Here is a 21,354-nt window from a genome sequence, read left to right as displayed (position 1 = left end):
AGTCTAAAGGCCTTATAATAAAATATAAAATGTCTTATAAAAATATTATTACAGAAGAAAATAATGGGATCAGAACCATTACCATTAACCGTCCAAATAAATTAAATGCATTAAATAAAGAAACTATTGAAGAGTTACACGAAGCCTTTGATGATGCTAATAATGATAAAGACACTAAAGTTATTATCCTTACCGGAAGCGGCGAAAAAGCGTTTGTTGCAGGAGCCGATATTAGCGAATTTGCAAATTTCACAGTTGAAAATGGAGGTAAACTTGCTGCAAAAGGCCAAGAATTAGTGTTTAATTTTATAGAAAATTTGGAAACACCTGTTATAGCTGCTGTAAATGGTTTTGCTCTTGGAGGTGGGTTAGAATTAGCCATGTCATGTCATTTTAGAGTAGCAAGCAATAATGCAAAACTGGGGCTGCCTGAAGTATCTTTAGGAGTTATTCCAGGGTATGGTGGTACACAACGTTTGCCACAATTAGTTGGTAAAGGGCGTGCTATGGAAATGATTATGACAGCAGGTATGATTGACGCCAACCAAGCTTTAAATTATGGTTTAGTAAATCATGTAACCACTCTAGAAGAATTAATTCCACTTTGTGAAAAAATAGCTTCTAAAATTTCTAGAAATTCATCTGTAGCCATTAGTGCTGCAATTAGAGCTATAAATGCTAATTTTAAAGATGGTGTAAACGGTTATGATGTTGAGGTTAAAGAATTTGGGAATAGCTTTGGTACGGAAGACTTCGCTGAAGGCACAACTGCTTTTTTAGAAAAACGTAAGGCAGATTTTCCTGGTAGGTAAATTTTCAGTTTAACTACTTTTCAAGTATATGGGTCTGTTTAATAATTTAATCTTGATTTATCGAGTTTGTTTTAATAAGACATCGTTTCATTCTTCAATTACAATAAACTCTTTAGTTTTGGTGTCTAGAATTAAGGTGCTCTCGGTAAAAGGTTGATTCCCTAACCAACCACCAACCCTTGTAAAAGGCGTTATCAACGGTTGTGTTATGCCATACATATCTACAAAGCTAACACGCTTTAGTTTTAAGTCGACTCCGCCAATATTAAATAGTTTGTCAGTTTCTTTACTTCTTATTGGAATACTACCTTCCCAAGCCTTAGCATCATAGTTTACTTGTTTGGTATTTTCATCGGTATAGCTGTCAAAACGACTTTTTATGGTGATTAATCCAAAAGCACTGCAACCAGAATCATATAGAAATTCATATTCTTTATTATCTAAGGTTACAGGCAACATGATGCGTCTTCCGGGGAAATCAAAAGATTTAAAATTAGGTAAAACAGCTATCCAATCTGGGCGTTCATTATATAACTTTATATTTTGATTTTTAAAATCAATAGCTGTAACACGATTTACAATAAAATCACTACCAATGGTACCTATTCCTATTTTGGCAATAGTATCATTCTTATCAAAAGAATGACCATAATTAGGATATATTTTAATCATAGAAGCTCTTATATGATTATCATCTAAAATAAAATCTAAATTTTCTACATAACGTACATCGTCTTTTATAACTTCTTTAATATCTAATCCAATAGCCCGTAAAGATTTTAAGTTATTTTCATAAATAAAAGAATCATATGCTCCTGTGTCAAATTGCATATAAAAGTTGTGTGCTAAATCTTCAATTTTTAGAGGCACTATCATAGCAGCTTGTGCTTCATAAATACCGCCTATAGAATCGCCAGCCCAATCAAAATGAATTGGTTTTGATTCTGAAGTATATTTTAAGTAGTTTGATTTTTCTTTAAATAAAGAATTATTAAATTTTCTAATGCCTATAAATCCACCAATAAGAATTATTATTAAAATGGCAAGTAGCGTGTAGCCGATTTTTTTCTTCATAATTAATGATTTTGATGTGATGAAAACTTAGATAATAAAAAAGATTTTTTTATTCTGTCTTTCTTTTGCCATTGGTAACATAGCTTTGTCCTGGTCCTAATGTGTTACCTTTAAATTCGTCATTTGTAAATACTCCTTTAAATTGAAAAACCATACCCTGAACACTGAAATCACAAGACATTACACCATTTTTTAAAACGAGATTTGACATGGCAAATTCACCCATCATTGACTTAAATGAACCCGTAAATATTCCAGATTCATTTTTAGTTATATTCATCGTTATAGGCACGTCTCCTTGAGGTGTAGACTCAGCTAAAAGGCTCCAATTACCCACAAGTTTATCATCAGGATTTATTACTGTTTTACCAGTTTTACAGCTAAATATTAGGCCTGTAAATAAAAAGATATAAATAATGTGTTTAGTTTTCATATAATACTGTTTTTATAGTTTATTTAGTAATGCAATCTATCCTAATTGGATATTACGAAATAAATATAAATAAGCGAGATTATATGACTTTTTAGGTCGCCAATTTAACGCCAATTCTATAGTATTTACTTATATGAAGCGAATTGGACTGTTTAGGAAGTCGAAATTATTATGTTGTAATTTTATAGCTATACGGCAAACAATAACAACATTAACAGCATAAGAAAAAAACAAAACAATTAGGATTATAGATGTATTTGAAAATAATGTTCGACTTATAAAAGGAGACACACACAAAAGCGCAGAAAGTATTACTGAAAATATAATCTGGAAGTTAATAATGCGTCTTCCTAGTTCATCAACAAACTTAGATTTACGATTTCTTTGCCATAAAATGAATGGTAAAATGATATTACCAAAAGGGATTCCTAAAAAAGATAAAACAGATAAATTTATGAGTCGAATAGAAGTGGTTTCAGAAGCTTTGGTTTGTTCAATATTTCTAAATTGTTCTTGAAAAACAGAAGGCTCTAACTCAAAAGCTTCAGAAAGTGCATTTAAGGTATGCCCTCTAGGTTCTTTATTTTTAGATTCTAAGCGCTGTATAGTCCTTAAAGATAATCCTGTTTTTTTTGCTAACTCTAGTTGAGTATAATTATGTTTTTCTCTTATTTTTTTTATGATATTCATCTTTTGAGATAGGACTTACTAGTAAAAGATAAAGTTAAGTAATTAAATTTAAGTGGTGTGATTTGTGGAAGTTGTTAATAACCCATTTTTTCTTTAACACTTTTCAATAAAAATTATAAGTAATTTTAAAGAGCTTCAACAAAAGCATTCAACCCTTAATTTTACTAGTATGCCCTCAAAATCTGCCATAAAAGGACGTGGCGCTCAGCTAAACGTCCCTAATCGTTTCTTTGAATTAAGTCATGAAATGCGTGACGATTTCCTCGAATTTTGCCAAAAAGAAGGCGAAATAGCTGATAAAAACAAGACACAGTATTTAGAAGTATTTCCTAAAACCATTGTAAATAAAGTAAAAAGTCCAGATGTTGGTATGGCATATTCTATGAATGCGTACCAAGGTTGTGAACATGGTTGTATTTACTGTTATGCTAGAAACTCACACGAGTTTTGGGGTTATAGTGCTGGTTTAGATTTTGAAAGACGGATTTTGATAAAAAAAGATGCTCCAAAATTACTGGAGGCTTATTTAAAAAAGAAAAGTTGGAAAGCGTATCCTATTGTTATGTCTGGAAACACAGATTGTTACCAACCTGCCGAAAAAAAATATAGAATTACAAGACAATGTTTAGAAGTTTTTTTGAAATACAAACATCCTATTGGGATTATCACCAAAAATTCTAGAATTTTAGAAGATTTAGATGTATTGAAGGCTTTGGCAAAAGATAATTTAATTGGTGTTAATATATCTATAACCTCGCTTTCAGAAGATACAAGGCGGATTTTAGAACCCAGAACAGCAACCATAAAAAAACGTCTAGAAACTGTTAGAATATTAAGCGAACATGGAATCCCAGTAAATGTGATGATAGCTCCAATAATTCCATCAATAAATAGTCATGAAATATTACCGTTGGCTAAGGCAGCTTCAGATTATGGAGCATCATCCATAGGACACACTATTGTAAGGTTAAACGGTGCTATTGGTGAAATTTTCACAGATTGGATTAAAAAAACTATGCCAGATAGAGCTGAAAAAGTTTTACATCAAATTGAGAGTTGCCATGGCGGAACTTTAAATGATTCTAGGTATGGAGCAAGAATGCGAGGCGAAGGCAAAATAGCAGAACAAATTAATAATTTGGTAAGATTGTCTAGACAAAAATATTTTAAAGGTAAAAGTATGCCTAGGCTAAACTGTAATTTGCACGAGTCTTTTAAAAATGGTCAGCTAAAATTATTTTAATAAAAAAGTGGACCACCACAGCCCACTTTTAAAAACATGATCTAAATAAGGTATTTAGAATTTAATTAATAATTTTAGTAAATTGTTTACCTTCAGTAAAAAATACAATCTTATAAGTTCCAAACTTCAAGCCATCTAACTTGTAAATCCTTTTAATAGTTTTAGTGTTTCCAATATTTTCAGATAAAACAAGTTCTGAATCATTAGAATCAAAGCTTGTAAAGTACACTTCTATTTTTAAAGGTTCTTTGTTTAGGGCAAGTTTTGAGATGTAAACAAAATCACCTTTAACCCTAGTGAAAGGTTTAAATATTGTTTTTTCGTTTTCTTTATCAAAATCAACAATATTTGACGATACAGTAAAAGGTATAGAATTTATCTCCATATCTTTATCAAGTTCAAAAATATAATTGCCATCAGGTAGCGTAGTTAAATCAAAACCTTTATTATAAGTTCCTGATTTTTCTATATATTCTTTAAACAAAATCACACCATTAATATCTTTAACTGATAATAGGTTCCCTTGCTTTACATTATATAAAGTAAGAATGGTTTTTTTAGCATCATTTTTAATATTAAATAAAGCCGTTTCATTTGCGAAACTTAACAAGGTAGCAAGCATAGTTACCATTAAGATTCCTTTTTTTGAGTGTTTAATTACATTTTTCATAATTTGGGTTTTATAACGTTCAACACTACAAATTTATATTATAATATTTTTTCATAAAACACTGATATTGACATGTTTATATGCTTAATTATCTGTTAATTTTGCATCATATTTGGGTAAAATTATTGTGTTGCTGTATGGGTAAATAATAGTTATTAATCAAAAACAACAATATTAGAAAACATAAATACTTTAAGTAAAAGCATTTGAAGTTATAATTAGGGAAGTGAATATTTATAAAAAAGAAAGTGGGCCACCACAGCCCACTTTATCAACTAAACTAAACTAAATAAGACATTATTACTAATGAATATTGTATCTCTTTTGTTAAAGAGTAATAATTATTTTTTTAAAGAATTGTTATACTTTTTTTTAGACCAATCGGAGTTGGTATAAACTATCTGATTAGGATTAACATGGTAAACATCATATAAAGTATAATATTTCCAATATGCGTTAATTAATCTTGATAATTTAAATTTTGCCGTTTTAGTGTTTACTTTATTAGAAGCGTTAACGACAACAAGTACTAGACTCTTAAAGTGAGTTAAGTATTTGTTACTCCTACTAGTTAAATACATTATAAAATAAATTTTAAAATTATTTAAGTGCAAAAATAAAGCCAAAGACAAGTTGTTAAAACATCAATTTTGGCATATTTGTATTCTATATTACCTATTAATTCTATGTTAACTTTGTGTTAAGTTAATTTTACATATAAATGTGATAATTAAATATATAATGTATGCATAATAAATAGTAAATTTGTTGTAAATCAATTCTTTCGTGATTAAAAAAAAACCTACTTTAGAAAAGCTTTCCCCAAGTTTTGGTAGTTCAATACTTGTCAAACAACATGGAAAGGATGCAGATAAGAATAATGCTTTTTGGCATTTTCATCCAGAACTAGAACTTGTTTATGTTAATAAAGGCCAAGGTAAAACACATATAGGCAACCATCTTTCATATTTTAATAATAGCCAACTCATATTAATAGGTGCTAATTTACCCCACAATGGTTTTTCAGACAGATTAACGGCAAGTGGTAAAGAGACTATAGTACAATTTAAATCTAATTTTTTAGGAGTTGATTTTCTTGATGTTCCAGAAATGTCCAATATCGTATCATTATTTGATAGAGCAAAAAAAGGGATACGTTTTAAGGTTGATACTAAAAAAAAGATAGGAATAAAAATTGAAAAACTATTAGAATATGATGGATTAAAGCGTGTATTGAAATTTCTAGAAATATTAAATCATTTAGCTACAACTGACGATTATACTTTGTTAAATGCTGATGGTATTGCTTTAGAAACGAATCCTCAAGACAGCAATAAAATTAATATTATATACAAATATGTAAATACTAATTTTCAAGATCATATTCCGTTGGATGCTATTGCTAATGAAGTAAGTATGACTGTTCCTTCGTTTTGCCGCTATTTTAAGAAAACAACAGGAAAAACATTTACTCAACTTGTAAATGAATATAGAGTTGTACATGCCACTAAATTACTCTCAGAAGAAAGTAAAATGAGTATTGCTGATGTTTGTTATGAATGTGGATTTAACAACTTTTCTCACTTTAATAAGGTATTCAATGATATTACAGGTAAAAGTGCTTCAAACTACAGGAAAGAAATAAAATTAATAATTCAGTAAATTTTTTTGTTATGGAAAATAAAATACATGAAGCTTTAAAATATTATTCATATAAGCGAGAAGGTCTTTTAAAATATATAAACAGTAAAAGCGATTTAACTGTTGAGGATATTATTGATAATGCAGAAGAGCTCTCAATTTTGGAGTATAAAATAACAGCTTTAGAAGTAGCTTTAGAGAATTAAACTTATTTTTCTCCTTTCCATTCACTATAAAACTGATCTAAGAAACGCAGCATATAATTGTGCCTTTCATTTGCAATTTCTTTACCAGTTTTAGTATTCATTTTATCTTTTAGAAGCAGGAGCTTTTCGTAAAAATGATTTATTGTTGGAGCAGTTGAGGCTTTATATTCTTCTTTAGTCATGTTTAAATCAGGCTTAATCGCTGGATTGTAAAGAGTTCTATTTTTAAATCCACCATAATTAAAACACCTAGCTATACCAATAGCTCCAATAGCATCAAGTCTATCTGCATCCTGAACCACTTCTAATGCTTTAGAAGTGAAAGATAAATTACCTTCTAAAGATTTATTAAAAGAGATGTTTTCTATAATTTTTACAACATGTTCTATGACAGTTGAATCTACATTTAATTTAAAAAGAAATTCTCTGGCTATTTTAGGCCCAATAGTTTCATCACCGTTATGGAATTTACTATCAGCAATATCATGAAGTAAAGCACCTAAAGACACTACAAATCCATCTACAACTTCATGTTTTGCAATTAAAAGACTGTTTTTGTAAACACGCTCAATATGAAACCAATCATGACCACCTTCAGCATCGGCTAAAGTGTTTTTTACAAAAGCAATAGTTTTATCAATAATGTCTTCGTGGTTCATAAAAAATTAAATTTCTTTTAAAACTGAAGTGCCTTTAGATTTATCACCAGATGTCCATTGCCAGTCTTCATGAAGTGTTATTTTACCATCATCATTAATTTCAGGTTTTGAGCTACAAATACCGGTCATTAATTCACCTTTAGAGTTAATTTGATGGTATCTCATATTAATAGTACCATCATTATTAACTAAACCAATTAAATGACCTTCTATAATTGTTCCACCTTTATAAGTTGAAGTTAAAATATTTCCGTTTTGTTTGTACAGAAAAATAGTATCAGAAGTAGTTTCGCTATTTTCTGAACTTGAAACCGGTTTAAATTTTTTGTTATTATAATTTATCAATTACAAAAGATAGTTGTTTACTTGATAATTGCAGGTTCAACCCATTTAAACTGAAAAGAGTTTTCAGGAATTTTCATGCGTTCAGATAAGCGGTACATTCTGGAAGGGAGTTTCATTAGATAATCTCTTGCTTTCTCAGCTTCATCATTTAATCCAGTAATGTTGCCAATATCCCAACGCTCAATTAATTTTTGTAAAATATCAACATAATCAGTTGAAGTGTAAACCCCAATACGTTGCGCAGTATTAGAAAACTCTTCAAAAGCGCTACCTATTTTACCACCTGTCTCTCTTAAAAAATGAGCTGGCATTGTAATTTTTTGCTTCATCATATAATGGAACGCCATCATCATTTGGCTTGGGTCTACAGTAAAAATGCGCTCAACAAACTCAGAATACGCATGGTGGTGACGCATTTCATCACCAGAAATAATTTTACACATTTTTGATAAACGCTTGTTGCCTTTATCTTTTGCAATTTTTGCAACTCTATTGTGAGAAACATAAGTAGCTAATTCTTGAAAACTAGTATACACAAAGTTTTTATAAGGATCTCTATCTGTTCCAATATCAAAACCATCAGCAATAAGATGCTGTGTTGTTCTTTCAATTTCTTTCATATTAACCCTTCCTGAAAGGTAAAGGTATTTGTTAAGCACATCCCCATGTCTATTTTCCTCAGAAGTCCATTGGCGTACCCATTTTCCCCAGCCATTTCCTCCATTTTCAACCTGGTCTATACCTTCAACATCCATTAACCACGATTCGTAAGTTGGTAAAGCCTCTTCAGTAATCATGTCTCCAACTAAAACTACCCAGAAATCATATGGTAAATCTTTAGCTAACTCTCGTATTTCTCTAACCTCTTCAAAAAAAGCATCATCAGTAGTTTCAGAATTTGGTAAAAAGTCTGAAGGTTGCCAAATACTATCGATAGGAATCAAATATTTTTCCATTAATGCATCAACGTCTTTTTCTAAAAACTGCATCACCTCTAATCTCTTGTTCTTTAAAGACATCTATTCTTTTTTTTAATGTTCTATATGATTTTTGATAGTTGTTTCTACCGTTTCAATAAGTTCTTTCTTATCAGCAAAGGTAGCCAAATCAATGGGTTTATGTACTGTAAATTTAATATGATTCCCCAAACCAGCAGGAAATTTTCCGTAACGCAACATTTTCCAAGAATTGTTTATAGTTACAGGTACAACCAATGCAGATGGGATTTTTTTAAACAAAATCTCTAAACCTTTAGTTTGAAATGGTTTTGGGTTACCATCTTTACTACGCGTTCCTTCTGGGAAAATAACAGCAGCATAGTTGTTTTTTTCAATATACTCTCCAAATTTCATTAGAGCTGGGAGGGATTGTCTCGGATTCTTTCTGTCAATTAAAGCAGCACCTCCATGGCGTAAATTGTAAGATACACTAGGTATGCCTTTTCCTAATTCTATTTTGCTAATAAACTTTGGGTGATGCTTGCGCATATACCAAGTAAGCGGATATATATCATGCAAACTTTGGTGGTTAGTAACGACTATAAGAGGTCGGTCTGATTCTATGGTATGTGGATTATTACAAGAAAAACGTGAACCTAAAATATTAGCGCATCGCATCAAACAAAATTGTAAAGCATAAACGCTTTTTTCATGTGCTTTAGGTCCAAAAACATTAAAGCAAAACCATTGTATTGGATGAAACACAAGGAGTGTTAATCCAAAAAATATAAAGTAAATAACTGATATTGGATAGGACAGTAGTTTAACCATGCCCCAAAAATAATAAACTAAGTGTTAGAATGTAGCAACACAGGTATTATTTTCACATGTTACACCAATTGGTGGATTTACAAAAGCACAATCAGAGACAATACCCCATTGGGTATTATAAATAGCTTCATTTCTATTGTAATCTTCAACCATATTTTCAAGTTCTTCAGTATCAATTGACGTGGAATATACCAGATAACTCCAAGGTCCACCACAAGGTTTACTTCCAAAGGCAATAAATTTACATTCAAAAGTATCACCACAAACAGAAGCGTCTGCTAAACTTTCAATTTCAGCTTTTAAAATAGTCAATTCCTGTTCTTCATCTTCTTGGGTAAGAGGTGCAACATCATCATCACATTGGGTAGAAAATAAAAATAAACATAGTGGAACTAAAATAAATTTTGGCAATAATTTCTTCATCTTTTTGGGCTGTTTATTTATTAGATGTTATGATATTGGAAAGGTTGCGTATAAAACTAAAAAACCACGACTTAGCCGTGGTTTTTGTATACTTTTTTTTGAATTTTTAACAATGGTCGTTGTAAGCATCAACAAGGTTTTCTGCAATTAATTCAGCAGGTCTACCTTCTATGTGATGACGCTCTAGCATGTGCACCAATTCTCCATCTTTAAATAAAGCCATACTTGGCGAACTAGGAGGAAACGGGATCATATAACCACGAGCAGCATCAACAGCTTCTCTATCAACACCTGCAAAAACCGTTACAATATGGTCTGGTTTTTTTGCATTCTGTAAACTCATTCTAGCACCTGGTCTTGCATTAGCTGCTGCACAACCACAAACCGAGTTTACAACTACTAATGTTGTTCCTTCTTTGGCTAAAGCAGCGTCTACAGCTTCGGCAGTATGCAATTCTTCAAAACCAACTTTGGTTAAATCCTCACGCATTGGTTTTACTAATTCTGCTGGATACATATCTTTTTCTTTTTTATTTTAAAATTAATATTTGTGCAAAGTTAATCAAAAATCGTGCAATAATTATTTGGGTGTTCCCTTAAAACGCTTATGGCGTTATAAGGTCAGGCTATCCACTATATCTTTTTTGCTTTTAATGGCAAGAAAGGATGCCGTTTCTATCCTTAACACAGTACAATTGTAACAAAACAGCTAAAAATTCAACTAACAATGTTATATTTAGGACGTATAAAAAACAAAAAAATTACATGAGTTTTTCAAAATGGATAGGCGCCTCAATAGGTTGGTCGTTTGGAGGCCCTATAGGCGCCATAATAGGATTAGCATTAGGAAGCGTAATAGATGCTATGGCAGATGGAAAAGGGAGTCCGTTTTTAGGGCAAGGGCAAGGACAATCTACTAGAGGAAGAAGACCTACTTATAGAACACAACCCAGACAACGTCCACAAACCCAATCTGGCGATTTTGAAGTTAGTTTACTCATACTAGCCTCAGTAGTTATAAAAGCCGATGGTGTGCAAGATCAGCGCGAGTTAGACTTTGTGCGTCAGCAGTTTTTAAATATGTATGGTAAAGAGCGTGCAAATCATGCTTTTAAATTATTTAAAAATATAAGTAAACAAAATGTATCGGTACGTCCAGTGTGTTTGCAAATACGGCAGATGATGGATCACCCATCGCGCTTACAACTCATGCACTTTCTATTTGGAATTGCAAAAGCAGATGGTACCGTAACAGACGATGAAGAAAAACAAATCTATACCATTGCGGGTTATTTAGGTATTAGCTCTAGAGATTATGAGAGTATAAAAGCCATGTTTTACAATAGCAGCGATAATGCTTATAAAGTATTAGAGATTATAAAAAGTGCTACTGACGATGAGGTAAAAAAAGCTTATCGAAAAATGGCAAAAAAATACCATCCTGATAAAGTGATTCATTTAGGTAAAGAACATCAAAAAGGTGCCGAAGAAAAGTTTAGGCAAGTGCAAGCGGCTTATGAGCAGTTGCAGAAAGAGCGTGGGTTTTAATGATTAAAATTCCTAATAATATAGCACATTCCAAATCTTCATTAATTTATGCTTTAGCATATTTTTTTGAAAGAGCTTCTTATTATGGGGTAAGATCTATTATTGTGCTTTATATGGTTAGTGAGACATTGCAGATGTCTAATCAAGAAGCGTTAGTTATTTATGGATGGTTTTCAGTATTTGTTGGTTTATCCAAAGTTTTAGGAGCTTTTTTAGGAGATTTATTAATTGGGAATAAAACGACTATTTTAGTTGGTGGTGCTTTACAAGCTTTAGGCTGTTTTATATTATGTTACAAATCTCTTATATCTTTATATATAGGTTTTGTATTAATAGTTTTAGGGTCTGGTTTATTTACTTCTAATACCATTGCACAATTTGGAAAGAAGTATTTGAATAAACCAAAATTATTAGATGCAGGATTTTCATTATTATTTGTGGCTATTAATCTTGGCTCATTATTGGGTGTCTTAGCCATAGGTTATTTCACTGATTTGGGTTTTAATTATGGATTTGTAGCTGCTGGAATATTAATAACGTTAGCTACAGTTTTTGTGTTTTTCACTAGTGAAAATAAAGAAGTTATGTTGTTTAATCATAAAAGTATAATTTTAAATAAAAAACTATTATATATTATTTCGGTTATAATCTTATCTGCTATTTTTTGGTCGATTTATGAAAGTACATACTTTAGTGTTTACACCATTCAAGAAAAAGTTTTTGATGGAATCAATATTATTCCAAAAGCTTATTTAAGCGCTGGACTGAATTCTTATTTTGGAATAATTATTATAACCATTCTGGTTTTAATTTGGTCTTATGTCTATACAAATTCATTTTTTAAGATTTTTTTAGGGTTAATAGTTTCAGCTTTATCTTTCATGATTTTATTATTTATTCCAGAAACCTCGAATGCTTTAAGCTTATTTATATTTTCAGCCTTCCTTCTTTCATTTGGAGAAATGCTTATTTCACCAATTTTGTATTCAATTGCAACTAGATTTAGTAACCCTAAATATTTAGCAATTGTTTTGGCTTCAGTAACAATTCCTTCTATGTTATTTTATAAAATTTCAGGAATAATAGGAGAACATTATGTAGAAATTGGTAGTAGTGTTATTCTTATAAGTAGTATTATAATTCTTTTAGTACTAGGGGTTCTGGCTTATTTTCTATATTTAGTGTACAAAAAAGATGATAGAATATACCTAACCAAAGAAGTAGAAGAGTTCTTGTCTTAAGTTAAATATTTCCCTAAATTTTGACATATTTCGCTTTCTACCCCTTTAAAACCAATGAATGACACATAGGTGACATTTAAATGACGTGCTAAAAACCAGAACATTGATTTAGCTTTGTAGCATCAAAACATTAGAAATGAAAAAGCAATCAATAAGCGAAAACTTACTTTATCAAAGAAAGTTAAAAGGGTATACTCAAGAAGACTTATCTGAGAAAACTTCAGTTGGTGTTCGTACAATTCAGCGTATAGAAAAAGGAGAAGTACAACCTCATTTACAAACTGTTAAATTATTAGCTGTTGGGCTTGATGTAAATCTAGAAGAACTCATTGTTGTAGAAAATCCTAACGAAGAAGTTGTAAAACGTAAATGGATGCTTTTAATTCATGGTTTACCATTTTTAGGTTTAATTATTCCATTCGCAAATATATTATTTCCATTATTCCTCTGGATTCACAAGGCAGAAGACAATAAGATTTATGATTCACATGGAAGAGCCGTTATTAATTTTCATTGTACAATAACTCTTTTATTTTTAATCTCACTATTAGCCTTTTTTCTATTTCCAGGATATAATTTTTTTGCTACAGGAGCTGTCTTCTTATACGGAATTGTAGTTAGTATAATCAATATTATGTCTGCATTAAGTTTGGGCAATTATAAATACCCACTGTCCATTCCTTTTTTAAAGCAGAAAAACATCTAAAATTTTCAGCTTAATTTTTTTAATTCAATTTGAGTTTACAACAAACTCAAACTAATCTTATACACCGTAATATGAAATCTCTATTAAGAAAATACCCAGTTATATCTAGATATATACTAGCAATTCTACTTTTAGGACTAGCCCTTGTTTTAAGTGGTATAATTGACAATCCTTTTTTAAAAAAGTATTTCCCATTTGCGTCAAGTCTTTTTTTGTTAATAGCAACTTGGTTTTTATATAAAACAGATGGTAAAACACTTAGTACTATAGGTCTTAATTTAAAATGGAAGAACATTAGATTCTTGCCTTTGGGTGTTTTTATAGGTGCCACTGTATTTTTGATAGCTAAATATTTAAGAGCACTTTATACAGGCGAGATATTTGCAATAAGCACATCAATAAGTTATTCAACTATTTTGTACGGATTGTATACTATACTGCCAACTGTGGCTGTTGAAGAGTTTTTGTTTAGAGGTTATTTGTTTAAAAAAACAATTAGTGTCTCTAATGTTATTGTAGCTAATATTATATTTTCAATAGTATTTATGCTCGTTCATGTATTAGATGCCAATATCCTTCAGAATAGAGCAATGGTTATTTTCTTTGTAATAACCATTCCTATTGGGCATTTATTATTTGCAATAGCCTTATTAAAGTCAAAAACCTTATTTTTTCCTATTGGAATTCATTTAGGTAATAATTGGGCAACAAGGCATTTAATAACTAATAGTGATAGTGGCGAAAGTTTTCTATATATTTTAAACAATGTAACTTTTGATACTTGGTGGTTTTATATTGGGTTTATAGTGCTTTGGAATGCTTTTTTTCTAGTTGTTGTTTTATTCATTTGGAAATGGGATAGGTATAATTTATTTACAAATAAGAAGGTAATTAATTAGAGGGTTTATAATTTGTATCTATAAAGGCAATAGCTTCTTCTTGAGATAAATCGTAAAATCCCATTTTGATAACTTTCAAAGTAAAAATAAAATAAATAAATTGCAGTCTACTTTTTTAACACGCCAATTTTAGAATTATGAAAAACATTTTCGACCCCAAAGAAACAGAACTAGTTATAGACAGAATAAATAAACTCTCACCTACTACCAGACCAATATGGGGCAAAATGAGCTCAGATCAAATGTTAGCCCATTGTAATGTTACTTATGAAATGGCTTTTGAGGATAAGCACAAAAAACCAAATGGGTTTACAAAATTTATGTTGAAGTTATTTGTAAAAAACACGGTTGTAGGTGATAAACCTTATAAAAGAAACAGTAGAACAGCACCACAATTTTTAATTACCAATGCTAGAAATTTTGTTGAAGAAAAAGCAAGATTAACGGATTATTTAAAAAAGGCACAAAATTTAGGTGAAGATTATTTTGATGGCATGGAATCGCACTCTTTTGGTAAATTGACTAAAAAAGAATGGAATACCATGTTTTATAAACACTTAGATCATCATTTAAATCAGTTTGGTGTTTAGGAAATAAAAAAACCAGCTATTTATTATGAATAGCTGGTTTAAAATGTATTAATTAAATAATAATTATTTACTCATATAAGTTTTGGTATTGTTTCCTTTTTCAAAGATCATAACTAATTTTTCATCAGCGTTGTAATAAAACGCAGCTAATTTCCAGCCTTCACTCTTTGTTGCTTCAACTAAACATTTACGAACATCAGGATTACTTAAATTTAAACTTGAGTTAATAGTATCATCAGCTTTAACGTCAACTGAAAGTAATAGCATCATTGCTACGAATAGTAATTGTAATTTTTTCATCTTGTTGGGGTTTTTATGATTTTTAATATTTCCGTACAAGATTATGGCATATTTCAATAAATCTTTAAAATAATAGTTGATTGTTCCTTTATGCCTGTTCAATAAACAGATGTGTCTACAAGTGGCTTATTTAATCGGTGAAGAACACCTATAAATAAAGGGATAGAAAGTATTTACTTGGGTTTTTAGGGCGTTAAAATCTTATTTTTTTAATTACTCTTCAAAATTAATTGTTGACTGGTTTTTATTTACATCTAAAGAGATAGTTCTTCCTAAAATTAAAGCACGATTATCCTTTTCATGGCCGGCAGGCATGTTAAAAGCAATAGGGAAATCATAATCAGCTAAAGCATCTAAAATTAATTGTTGTATTGAAGTGCCCCAAAGCGTTGTGTTTTTTCTAAGTTTTGTCATATCGCCAACAATAACACCTTTACAATTATCAAAATATCCAGCTCGTTTTAAACTTTGTAGCATACGATCAATATGGTACTTGTATTCACCTATTTCTTCAATAAATAATATTTTTCCGGAAGTGTCTATGCTAGTTTTAGAACCTAACATGGTATGAATCATGGTTAAGTTACCACCAACCAATTGTCCAGAAGTAGTTCCTGTCCTGTTAAATGTAGATCCATCCAAAATATAACTTAGCGGTTTGCCAAATAAGGTGTTTTTAAAGGTAGAAATGCTAGCCTCAATTTCAGATTCATTATCTGGTAAACTAACACACATGATGGCATGCAAACTTTCTACACCCTCATTATGAATGGCGTTATGAAGTGCCGTAATATCCGAATACCCAATAACCCATTTAGGCTGTTTTTTAAATGTTGAAAAATCAAGTTTATCTAAAATTCTAACTGTACCATAACCACCACGGGCACACCAAATGGCACTAATTTTTGAATCGTCTAAAGCATTTTGGAAATCTTCACAACGCTCATCGTCCGTTCCAGCAAAATGGTCAGCTTTATTAAAAACATGTTTACCAACAACCGAATGTAATCCCCAGCGTTTTAAAAGCGCTTGAGCTTGTTGTACTTCATCGTTTCTGTTTTTTAAAATTCCTGATGGCGCAACAATTGCAACTGTGTCGCCTACTTTTAAGTATGGTGGTTTTTTCAAAGTTTTATGTTGTTTCTCAATAGCTGTGTTTTGTGCAGACGTACTTTTTATTCCAAAGAAAAAAGCAATACAAAACAGGCTTAAAATGAGTAGGTTTTTCTGCATAATGTAAATGTACATTTTTTTTTCAAAAAGGGCTTTAAATGTGTACTTTTACGGCTTCAAAAGATATTACAATGCCGAAAAGATATACCATTACTACTGCACTTCCTTATACTAACGGACCCATTCATATTGGACATTTAGCAGGAGTTTACGTACCAGCAGATATTTATGCGCGTTATTTGCGCTTAACAGGAAATGATGTAGCGTTTATTGGTGGTAGTGATGAACATGGTGTGCCTATTACCATTAAAGCAAAAAACGAAGGTGTATCTCCACAAGATATTGTAGATAAATATCATGCGATTATTAAAAAATCGTTTGAAGATTTTGGAATTACCTATGATAATTATTCGCGTACATCAGCACCAATTCATCATAAAACAGCATCAGAGTTTTTTAAGACTTTAAATAATAAAGGGGAATTTATTGAAGAAACTTCAGAGCAATTATACGATGCTGAAGCTAATCAGTTTTTAGCAGATCGTTTTGTAATAGGAACTTGCCCAAAATGTGGAAATGAAGAAAGTTATGGCGACCAATGTGAAAACTGCGGAACAAGCCATAATGCGACTGATTTAATTAACCCTAAATCGGCAATTACAGGAAATGTACCTACTTTAAAAGAAACTAAACATTGGTTTTTGCCCTTAGATAAACATGAAGCTTTTTTAAAAGAATGGATTTTAGAAGGTCATAAAAAAGATTGGAAACCTAATGTTTACGGGCAAGTAAAATCTTGGATTGATGATGGATTACGTCCAAGAGCAGTGACCAGAGATTTAGATTGGGGAATCCCAGTACCAGCAGAAGGTGGAGAAGGCAAAGTATTGTATGTATGGTTTGATGCACCCATTGGTTATATTTCATCTACCAAAGAATGGGCTGCAAGAGAAGGAAAAGATTGGGAGCCATATTGGAAAGATAAGGATACCAAGCTTGTACACTTTATAGGAAAAGATAATATTGTATTTCACTGTATTATTTTTCCAGCGATGTTAAAAGCTGAAGGCAGTTATATTTTGCCTGAAAATGTTCCAGCTAACGAGTTTTTAAATTTAGAAGGGAATAAGTTATCAACTTCTAAAAATTGGGCCGTTTGGTTGCCAGAATACTTGGAAGATTTTCCAGGGCAGCAAGATGTGTTACGTTATGCATTAAATGCAAATGCACCTGAAACAAAGGATACAGATTTTACTTGGAAAGATTTTCAAGCTAGAAATAATAATGAGCTGGTAGCCATTTTTGGAAATTTTATAAACCGTGTTGTTGTTTTAACCAATAAATATTACGAAGGTATTGTTCCAGAACCTTCTGAGTTTTCTAAAGTAGATGAAGAAACTTTAGCGGCAATTAAAGCATATCCAGATGTTATTGCAAGCTCTATTGAGCGTTACCGTTTTAGAGAAGCTGGTCAAGAACTCATGAACTTAGCGCGACTTGGAAATAAATATTTAGCTGATGAAGAGCCTTGGAAAGTCATAAAAATTGATGAAGCACGAACAAAAACGATCATGTATGTAGCGCTCCAAATAGCATCTGCTTTAGCAACATTAAGTGAGCCGTTTTTACCGTTTACATCAACTAAATTAAAAGGAATCCTTTGTCATTCCGCACTTGATGCGGAATCCACTTGGAATGAAGTGAAAACTAAAAAAACCTTATTACCAGCAGGACATCAAATCGGAAAAGCAGAGTTGCTATTCTCTAAAATAGAAGATGAAACTATTCAAAAACAATTGGATAAATTAGAAGCTAGTAAAAAAGCTAACGAAATAGCCAATGCAACTGTAGAGCCTCAAAAAGACACGATTACTTTTGAAGATTTTACAAAATTAGACATTCGAGTGGGAACTATTTTAGAAGCTGAAAAAATGCCAAAAACTAAAAAGTTGTTGAAACTAAAAGTAGATACAGGTATAGACACCAGAACTATTGTTTCTGGTATTGCTGAAAGTTTTGCAGCTGAAGAGGTTATTGGGAAACGTGTAACCGTTTTAGTAAACCTAGCTCCAAGAGCATTAAGAGGTGTTGAAAGCCAAGGCATGATTTTAATGACTGAAACTCCAGATGGCAAATTGGTGTTTGTTAATCCGGATGATGCTGAGGTTGGGAATGGGTTACAGGTAAGTTAAGCTCATTTAATAACCAACTTTTTAGTCTCAGCCATATTATTTTCATCTATTACTTGAATCAGATACAAACCACTTTTTAATTCTGAAACATCTATTTGTATAATACTTTTATTAAAATGATAAAAGGCAACACGTTTACCTAAAACGTTAATGAGCTCAATGCTTTTAATTTTATTTTCACCTAAAATATATAGATCATCTTGAGCTGGATTTGGGTGAAATTTAAATACTGTATCTTTTTGAAGGTTAGTTTCCCTTATTCGTTCTTGTGAAAAAGACATATGACTAATAATAAACAAGAACAAGTAAAAGAATATGCTTTTCATAGGAAGTGATTTTTAGATAACGGGTTTGTTATTAACGAAATAGCAGCCAATTAATTATATTTTAAGTTCCAATTCGTAATTTTTAGATAAAAAAGTAGACTAATCTCAAATGCAAAAAACATTTAAAGAGTTCTCAACCAACGCTACCCTTAAAATAGGAGATGAAGAACTTCTAGAACCTTACAAAATATCAAAGCAACCCGATTTATATACCTTTATTAGAACGTCTGATTCTAAGGCAGAAATTATAGTAGATAGTATTCCTTATACCATCGAACCAAATAGTATTTTAGCATTAACCACGGTGCAATATTTTCAATTTATAGAAGGTAAAGATTTGGTGGTATATCAATTTAATAGAGAGTTTTATTGCATTAAAGATCACGATCAAGAAGTAAGTTGCGCAGGTTTATTATTCTTTGGGAATGTGCATATCCCAATAATTGAATTAGAATCAAAAGAAAATAGAAAGCTAAATATTCTTCATGAAGTGTTTTTGGACGAATTGCAAACAGAAGACACTATTCAAGCCGAAATGCTACGTATGCTAATGGCACGTTTCATTATTATAAGTACACGATTATTAAAATCAAAAGAAGGCTATGTTGAAACTACCAAAAACAAAAAAATAGATTTGTTACGTGAGTATAATATGTTGGTGGAGTCTCATTTTAAAACCGAGCATAGTGTATCGTTTTATGCAGATAAATTATTCAAATCTCCTAAAACCTTATCAAATACATTTGCAAAATTAAATACAAGTCCGCTTCAAATTATTCATGAGCGCATTATCCTTGAAGCTAAACGCTTATTAATCTATACCGATAAAACAGCTAAAGAAATTGCATACGAAGTTGGCTTTGAAGATGCGTCGCACTTAAGTCGATTATTTAAAAAACACACTACATTATCTCCTTCAGATTTCAAAAAACAGCTTAAAAAGGCATCTTAGGGAAAAATTGACAACCCACAGGGCAATCTTACCATTTTATCACTTCTACTTTTGATTCATCTTTGTACCGAACAATTAAAACAACAAAGTCATGAATTTAAAACACATATCAATATTCAATCTAATTGAAATATTCAAAGGGAAAAGAAAAGAAGGGGTTAATACAATTTCTCCAAAAACACATTGTGAGCAAAATCATATTTCAGATTTCTATTGTGATGCTGAAAGACCACATATCACTTCTAATACATTCGGTTTAAATCAATAAAGGAAAAATTGACAAGCCAAAAGGAATTAACTACATGGTGTAAACTTTAGGACATTTGCACCTTTGTACCAAGAATTACAAACAAGAAAAATCAAAATAAAAAAATTAAAATTATGAGCACATTTAATGTACCAACAAGAGACGAAGTAAGCGAAAACAATCAAGCTATTTTCGATAATTTAAATAAAGCTTTAGGTTTTGTACCAAACTTATATGCAACCTATGCCAATAGTGATACTGCTTTAGAAAACTATTTAAATTTTGCTAATGCGAAAACATCATTATCTGCAAAAGAAAAAGAGGTAGTAAACTTAGCAGTAAGTCAAGTAAATAATTGTATTTATTGTTTATCTGCGCACACCGCAATAGGAAAAATGAATGGTTTTTCTGAAGACCAAATTTTAGAATTAAGAGCTGGACATGCATCTTTTGATAGCAAACTAGACGCTTTAGCAAGATTAGCTAAAAACATTACAGAAAACAGAGGAAGAACTGATGCAGATGTATTAGAAAACTTCTTTAATGCCGGATATTCAAAAGGAAACTTAATCGATACCATTTCGTTAGTAGGCGATAAAACCATTTCAAATTATATACATAGTACAACACAAGTACCAGTAGATTTTCCAATAGCGCAACCTTTGGAAGCAGCAACTATTTAATATTTCCAGACCTACGAGGTTTCAAAAACCTTGTTGGTCTAATTATAAATAAATTCAATAATTAATTAACAAATTTCCATATAAATGGAAGTAAAAATCAAATTCAAAATGAAAAAAGTAGTATCAATTTTAGTAATCGTATTAGCATTTACATTCAACTCAAATGCACAAGATGCCATGGCATCAGTAAAAACAATTTCCTTAGAGCAAACTAAAGGAGAATTTGTTCAAAAAGCATTAACTGTTAGTGAAGGTACTTATGTATTTGAAGTAGCAAATAACCATGCAGCAGAAAAAGTTGGTTTAGTTTTAGTAAAAAAAGGAGCTGATGCTAGCAATCCAGAAAACCATATTAAAACAGCTTACGTAACGCAAGTTGTTAAAGATGGAGAAACACAAAAAACAAATGCAACAACTTTAGCAAAAGGAGAATATGTGTATTTCTGCCCATTGAACCCAACACCACAATATACGTTGACAGTTCAGTAGTTTCAAAATTGATTAATAGTAGAAAAAGGTTATTCTATAAACG

27 protein-coding genes are annotated in these 21,354 nt (G+C 31.1%); 14 read left to right on the top strand and 13 right to left on the bottom strand.

From position 1 onward, the window contains the following. The first annotated feature begins 29 nt into the window (after positions 1-29). Positions 30-812: an enoyl-CoA hydratase/isomerase family protein gene (locus DIS18_RS04455; protein ID WP_109351814.1), complete on the top strand. Its 783-nt coding sequence runs from the start codon at positions 30-32 to the stop codon at positions 810-812. 87 nt (positions 813-899) lie between these two features. Here DIS18_RS04455 and DIS18_RS04450 read toward each other — a convergent pair whose 3' ends face one another. The 3 genes from DIS18_RS04450 to DIS18_RS04440 all read right to left on the bottom strand — a co-directional run bounded on the left by DIS18_RS04450 (position 900) and on the right by DIS18_RS04440 (position 3,009). Next, positions 900-1,886, bottom strand: coding sequence for a hypothetical protein (locus DIS18_RS04450; RefSeq protein ID WP_109351813.1), 987 nt, complete (start codon positions 1,884-1,886; stop codon positions 900-902). A gap of 49 nt (positions 1,887-1,935) precedes the next feature. Beyond that, on the bottom strand, positions 1,936-2,319 hold the full coding sequence (locus tag DIS18_RS04445) for a hypothetical protein (protein WP_109351812.1): 384 nt from the start codon (positions 2,317-2,319) through the stop codon (positions 1,936-1,938). A gap of 129 nt (positions 2,320-2,448) precedes the next feature. Continuing rightward, positions 2,449-3,009: a helix-turn-helix domain-containing protein gene (locus tag DIS18_RS04440; RefSeq protein ID WP_109351811.1), complete on the bottom strand. Its 561-nt coding sequence runs from the start codon at positions 3,007-3,009 to the stop codon at positions 2,449-2,451. A 169-nt stretch (positions 3,010-3,178) separates the two neighbouring features. On the opposite strand from DIS18_RS04440, the gene DIS18_RS04435 reads away from it, so the two are divergent. Beyond that, positions 3,179-4,252, top strand: a complete 1,074-nt coding sequence (locus tag DIS18_RS04435; protein ID WP_109351810.1) for a PA0069 family radical SAM protein — start codon at positions 3,179-3,181, stop codon at positions 4,250-4,252. 61 nt (positions 4,253-4,313) lie between these two features. Here DIS18_RS04435 and DIS18_RS04430 read toward each other — a convergent pair whose 3' ends face one another. Further along, the gene (locus DIS18_RS04430; RefSeq protein ID WP_109351809.1) at positions 4,314-4,922 is read right to left on the bottom strand and encodes a hypothetical protein; all 609 of its coding nucleotides are present in this window, start codon (positions 4,920-4,922) and stop codon (positions 4,314-4,316) included. A 786-nt stretch (positions 4,923-5,708) separates the two neighbouring features. On the opposite strand from DIS18_RS04430, the gene DIS18_RS04420 reads away from it, so the two are divergent. Continuing rightward, complete coding sequence (locus DIS18_RS04420) at positions 5,709-6,584, top strand: AraC family transcriptional regulator (protein WP_109351807.1); 876 nt, start codon at positions 5,709-5,711, stop codon at positions 6,582-6,584. An 11-nt stretch (positions 6,585-6,595) separates the two neighbouring features. Beyond that, positions 6,596-6,769, top strand: coding sequence for a hypothetical protein (locus DIS18_RS14915; protein WP_181363981.1), 174 nt, complete (start codon positions 6,596-6,598; stop codon positions 6,767-6,769). Positions 6,770-6,771: 2 nt separating this feature from the next. Here the strand turns inward: DIS18_RS14915 and DIS18_RS04415 are convergent, their stop codons facing one another. The 6 genes from DIS18_RS04415 to DIS18_RS04390 form a co-directional block, all read right to left on the bottom strand. Beyond that, positions 6,772-7,428, bottom strand: coding sequence for an HD domain-containing protein (locus tag DIS18_RS04415; protein ID WP_109351806.1), 657 nt, complete (start codon positions 7,426-7,428; stop codon positions 6,772-6,774). 6 nt (positions 7,429-7,434) lie between these two features. Beyond that, on the bottom strand, positions 7,435-7,773 hold the full coding sequence (locus DIS18_RS04410; protein WP_109351805.1) for an avidin-fold protein: 339 nt from the start codon (positions 7,771-7,773) through the stop codon (positions 7,435-7,437). A gap of 17 nt (positions 7,774-7,790) precedes the next feature. After that, a complete protein-coding gene (locus tag DIS18_RS04405) occupies positions 7,791-8,792 on the bottom strand; it encodes an acyl-ACP desaturase (protein ID WP_109351804.1) in 1,002 nt (333 codons plus the stop codon). Positions 8,793-8,804: 12 nt separating this feature from the next. Next, complete coding sequence (locus tag DIS18_RS04400) at positions 8,805-9,542, bottom strand: lysophospholipid acyltransferase family protein (protein ID WP_109351803.1); 738 nt, start codon at positions 9,540-9,542, stop codon at positions 8,805-8,807. A gap of 24 nt (positions 9,543-9,566) precedes the next feature. After that, complete coding sequence (locus DIS18_RS04395; protein ID WP_109351802.1) at positions 9,567-9,965, bottom strand: hypothetical protein; 399 nt, start codon at positions 9,963-9,965, stop codon at positions 9,567-9,569. Between the two features lie 106 nt (positions 9,966-10,071). Beyond that, complete coding sequence (locus DIS18_RS04390; protein ID WP_109351801.1) at positions 10,072-10,482, bottom strand: BrxA/BrxB family bacilliredoxin; 411 nt, start codon at positions 10,480-10,482, stop codon at positions 10,072-10,074. 248 nt (positions 10,483-10,730) lie between these two features. On the opposite strand from DIS18_RS04390, the gene DIS18_RS04385 reads away from it, so the two are divergent. The 5 genes from DIS18_RS04385 (at position 10,731) to DIS18_RS04365 (ending at position 14,949) form a co-directional block, all read left to right on the top strand. Next, on the top strand, positions 10,731-11,513 hold the full coding sequence (locus tag DIS18_RS04385; protein WP_109352585.1) for a TerB family tellurite resistance protein: 783 nt from the start codon (positions 10,731-10,733) through the stop codon (positions 11,511-11,513). After that, entirely contained in the window at positions 11,513-12,754 is a 1,242-nt protein-coding gene (locus DIS18_RS04380; protein WP_109351800.1) for an MFS transporter, read from the top strand. The genes DIS18_RS04385 and DIS18_RS04380 overlap by 1 nt, the downstream gene beginning before the upstream one ends. A gap of 136 nt (positions 12,755-12,890) precedes the next feature. Continuing rightward, entirely contained in the window at positions 12,891-13,460 is a 570-nt protein-coding gene (locus DIS18_RS04375; protein ID WP_109351799.1) for a helix-turn-helix domain-containing protein, read from the top strand. 71 nt (positions 13,461-13,531) lie between these two features. Next, positions 13,532-14,359: a CPBP family intramembrane glutamic endopeptidase gene (locus DIS18_RS04370; RefSeq protein WP_109351798.1), complete on the top strand. Its 828-nt coding sequence runs from the start codon at positions 13,532-13,534 to the stop codon at positions 14,357-14,359. Positions 14,360-14,496: 137 nt separating this feature from the next. Next, complete coding sequence (locus DIS18_RS04365; protein WP_109351797.1) at positions 14,497-14,949, top strand: DUF1569 domain-containing protein; 453 nt, start codon at positions 14,497-14,499, stop codon at positions 14,947-14,949. A 63-nt stretch (positions 14,950-15,012) separates the two neighbouring features. On the opposite strand, the gene DIS18_RS04360 is transcribed toward DIS18_RS04365, so the two are convergent. Both DIS18_RS04360 and DIS18_RS04355 read right to left on the bottom strand, forming a co-directional pair. Further along, entirely contained in the window at positions 15,013-15,249 is a 237-nt protein-coding gene (locus DIS18_RS04360; protein WP_146191792.1) for a hypothetical protein, read from the bottom strand. Positions 15,250-15,462: 213 nt separating this feature from the next. Next, positions 15,463-16,482, bottom strand: coding sequence for a S66 peptidase family protein (locus DIS18_RS04355; RefSeq protein WP_109351795.1), 1,020 nt, complete (start codon positions 16,480-16,482; stop codon positions 15,463-15,465). 38 nt (positions 16,483-16,520) lie between these two features. Between DIS18_RS04355 and metG the strand changes: the two genes are divergently transcribed. Next, complete coding sequence (gene metG / locus DIS18_RS04350) at positions 16,521-18,614, top strand: methionine--tRNA ligase (protein ID WP_109351794.1); 2,094 nt, start codon at positions 16,521-16,523, stop codon at positions 18,612-18,614. Between the two features lie 2 nt (positions 18,615-18,616). On the opposite strand, the gene DIS18_RS04345 is transcribed toward metG, so the two are convergent. After that, entirely contained in the window at positions 18,617-18,940 is a 324-nt protein-coding gene (locus tag DIS18_RS04345) for a T9SS type A sorting domain-containing protein (RefSeq protein ID WP_109351793.1), read from the bottom strand. A 109-nt stretch (positions 18,941-19,049) separates the two neighbouring features. Between DIS18_RS04345 and DIS18_RS04340 the strand changes: the two genes are divergently transcribed. The 4 genes from DIS18_RS04340 (at position 19,050) to DIS18_RS04330 (ending at position 21,311) form a co-directional block, all read left to right on the top strand. Continuing rightward, positions 19,050-19,892 (top strand): helix-turn-helix domain-containing protein, encoded by an 843-nt coding sequence (locus DIS18_RS04340; RefSeq protein ID WP_109351792.1) that lies wholly within the window; start codon positions 19,050-19,052, stop codon positions 19,890-19,892. A gap of 91 nt (positions 19,893-19,983) precedes the next feature. Then, on the top strand, positions 19,984-20,160 hold the full coding sequence (locus DIS18_RS14910; protein ID WP_181363980.1) for a hypothetical protein: 177 nt from the start codon (positions 19,984-19,986) through the stop codon (positions 20,158-20,160). Positions 20,161-20,273: 113 nt separating this feature from the next. Next, positions 20,274-20,822, top strand: coding sequence for a carboxymuconolactone decarboxylase family protein (locus DIS18_RS04335; protein WP_109351791.1), 549 nt, complete (start codon positions 20,274-20,276; stop codon positions 20,820-20,822). 108 nt (positions 20,823-20,930) lie between these two features. Continuing rightward, positions 20,931-21,311, top strand: a complete 381-nt coding sequence (locus tag DIS18_RS04330) for a cupredoxin domain-containing protein (RefSeq protein WP_109352584.1) — start codon at positions 20,931-20,933, stop codon at positions 21,309-21,311. Positions 21,312-21,354: the final 43 nt, after the last annotated feature.

The organism is Algibacter marinivivus (assembly GCF_003143755.1).
Taxonomy (GTDB): domain Bacteria; phylum Bacteroidota; class Bacteroidia; order Flavobacteriales; family Flavobacteriaceae; genus Algibacter_B; species Algibacter_B marinivivus.
The sequence above is the reverse complement of the archived record's forward strand: the minus strand, read 5'-3'. Positions and strand labels throughout refer to the sequence as shown.

Coding starts and splice junctions, on each gene's coding strand:
- DIS18_RS04455 (WP_109351814.1), top strand. CDS start 30: ATGTCTTATAAAAATATTATTACAGAAGAAAATAATGGGATCAGAACC.
- DIS18_RS04430 (WP_109351809.1), bottom strand. CDS start 4,922: ATGAAAAATGTAATTAAACACTCAAAAAAAGGAATCTTAATGGTAACT.
- DIS18_RS04365 (WP_109351797.1), top strand. CDS start 14,497: ATGAAAAACATTTTCGACCCCAAAGAAACAGAACTAGTTATAGACAGA.
- DIS18_RS04415 (WP_109351806.1), bottom strand. CDS start 7,428: ATGAACCACGAAGACATTATTGATAAAACTATTGCTTTTGTAAAAAAC.
- DIS18_RS04405 (WP_109351804.1), bottom strand. CDS start 8,792: ATGTCTTTAAAGAACAAGAGATTAGAGGTGATGCAGTTTTTAGAAAAA.
- DIS18_RS04370 (WP_109351798.1), top strand. CDS start 13,532: ATGAAATCTCTATTAAGAAAATACCCAGTTATATCTAGATATATACTA.
- DIS18_RS04340 (WP_109351792.1), top strand. CDS start 19,050: ATGCAAAAAACATTTAAAGAGTTCTCAACCAACGCTACCCTTAAAATA.
- DIS18_RS14910 (WP_181363980.1), top strand. CDS start 19,984: ATGAATTTAAAACACATATCAATATTCAATCTAATTGAAATATTCAAA.
- DIS18_RS04450 (WP_109351813.1), bottom strand. CDS start 1,886: ATGAAGAAAAAAATCGGCTACACGCTACTTGCCATTTTAATAATAATT.
- DIS18_RS04355 (WP_109351795.1), bottom strand. CDS start 16,482: ATGCAGAAAAACCTACTCATTTTAAGCCTGTTTTGTATTGCTTTTTTC.
- DIS18_RS04440 (WP_109351811.1), bottom strand. CDS start 3,009: ATGAATATCATAAAAAAAATAAGAGAAAAACATAATTATACTCAACTA.
- DIS18_RS04335 (WP_109351791.1), top strand. CDS start 20,274: ATGAGCACATTTAATGTACCAACAAGAGACGAAGTAAGCGAAAACAAT.
- DIS18_RS04445 (WP_109351812.1), bottom strand. CDS start 2,319: ATGAAAACTAAACACATTATTTATATCTTTTTATTTACAGGCCTAATA.
- DIS18_RS04360 (WP_146191792.1), bottom strand. CDS start 15,249: ATGAAAAAATTACAATTACTATTCGTAGCAATGATGCTATTACTTTCA.
- DIS18_RS04380 (WP_109351800.1), top strand. CDS start 11,513: ATGATTAAAATTCCTAATAATATAGCACATTCCAAATCTTCATTAATT.
- DIS18_RS04435 (WP_109351810.1), top strand. CDS start 3,179: ATGCCCTCAAAATCTGCCATAAAAGGACGTGGCGCTCAGCTAAACGTC.
- DIS18_RS04375 (WP_109351799.1), top strand. CDS start 12,891: ATGAAAAAGCAATCAATAAGCGAAAACTTACTTTATCAAAGAAAGTTA.
- DIS18_RS04385 (WP_109352585.1), top strand. CDS start 10,731: ATGAGTTTTTCAAAATGGATAGGCGCCTCAATAGGTTGGTCGTTTGGA.
- DIS18_RS04345 (WP_109351793.1), bottom strand. CDS start 18,940: ATGAAAAGCATATTCTTTTACTTGTTCTTGTTTATTATTAGTCATATG.
- DIS18_RS04400 (WP_109351803.1), bottom strand. CDS start 9,542: ATGGTTAAACTACTGTCCTATCCAATATCAGTTATTTACTTTATATTT.
- DIS18_RS04390 (WP_109351801.1), bottom strand. CDS start 10,482: ATGTATCCAGCAGAATTAGTAAAACCAATGCGTGAGGATTTAACCAAA.
- DIS18_RS04395 (WP_109351802.1), bottom strand. CDS start 9,965: ATGAAGAAATTATTGCCAAAATTTATTTTAGTTCCACTATGTTTATTT.
- metG (WP_109351794.1), top strand. CDS start 16,521: ATGTGTACTTTTACGGCTTCAAAAGATATTACAATGCCGAAAAGATAT.
- DIS18_RS14915 (WP_181363981.1), top strand. CDS start 6,596: ATGGAAAATAAAATACATGAAGCTTTAAAATATTATTCATATAAGCGA.
- DIS18_RS04330 (WP_109352584.1), top strand. CDS start 20,931: ATGAAAAAAGTAGTATCAATTTTAGTAATCGTATTAGCATTTACATTC.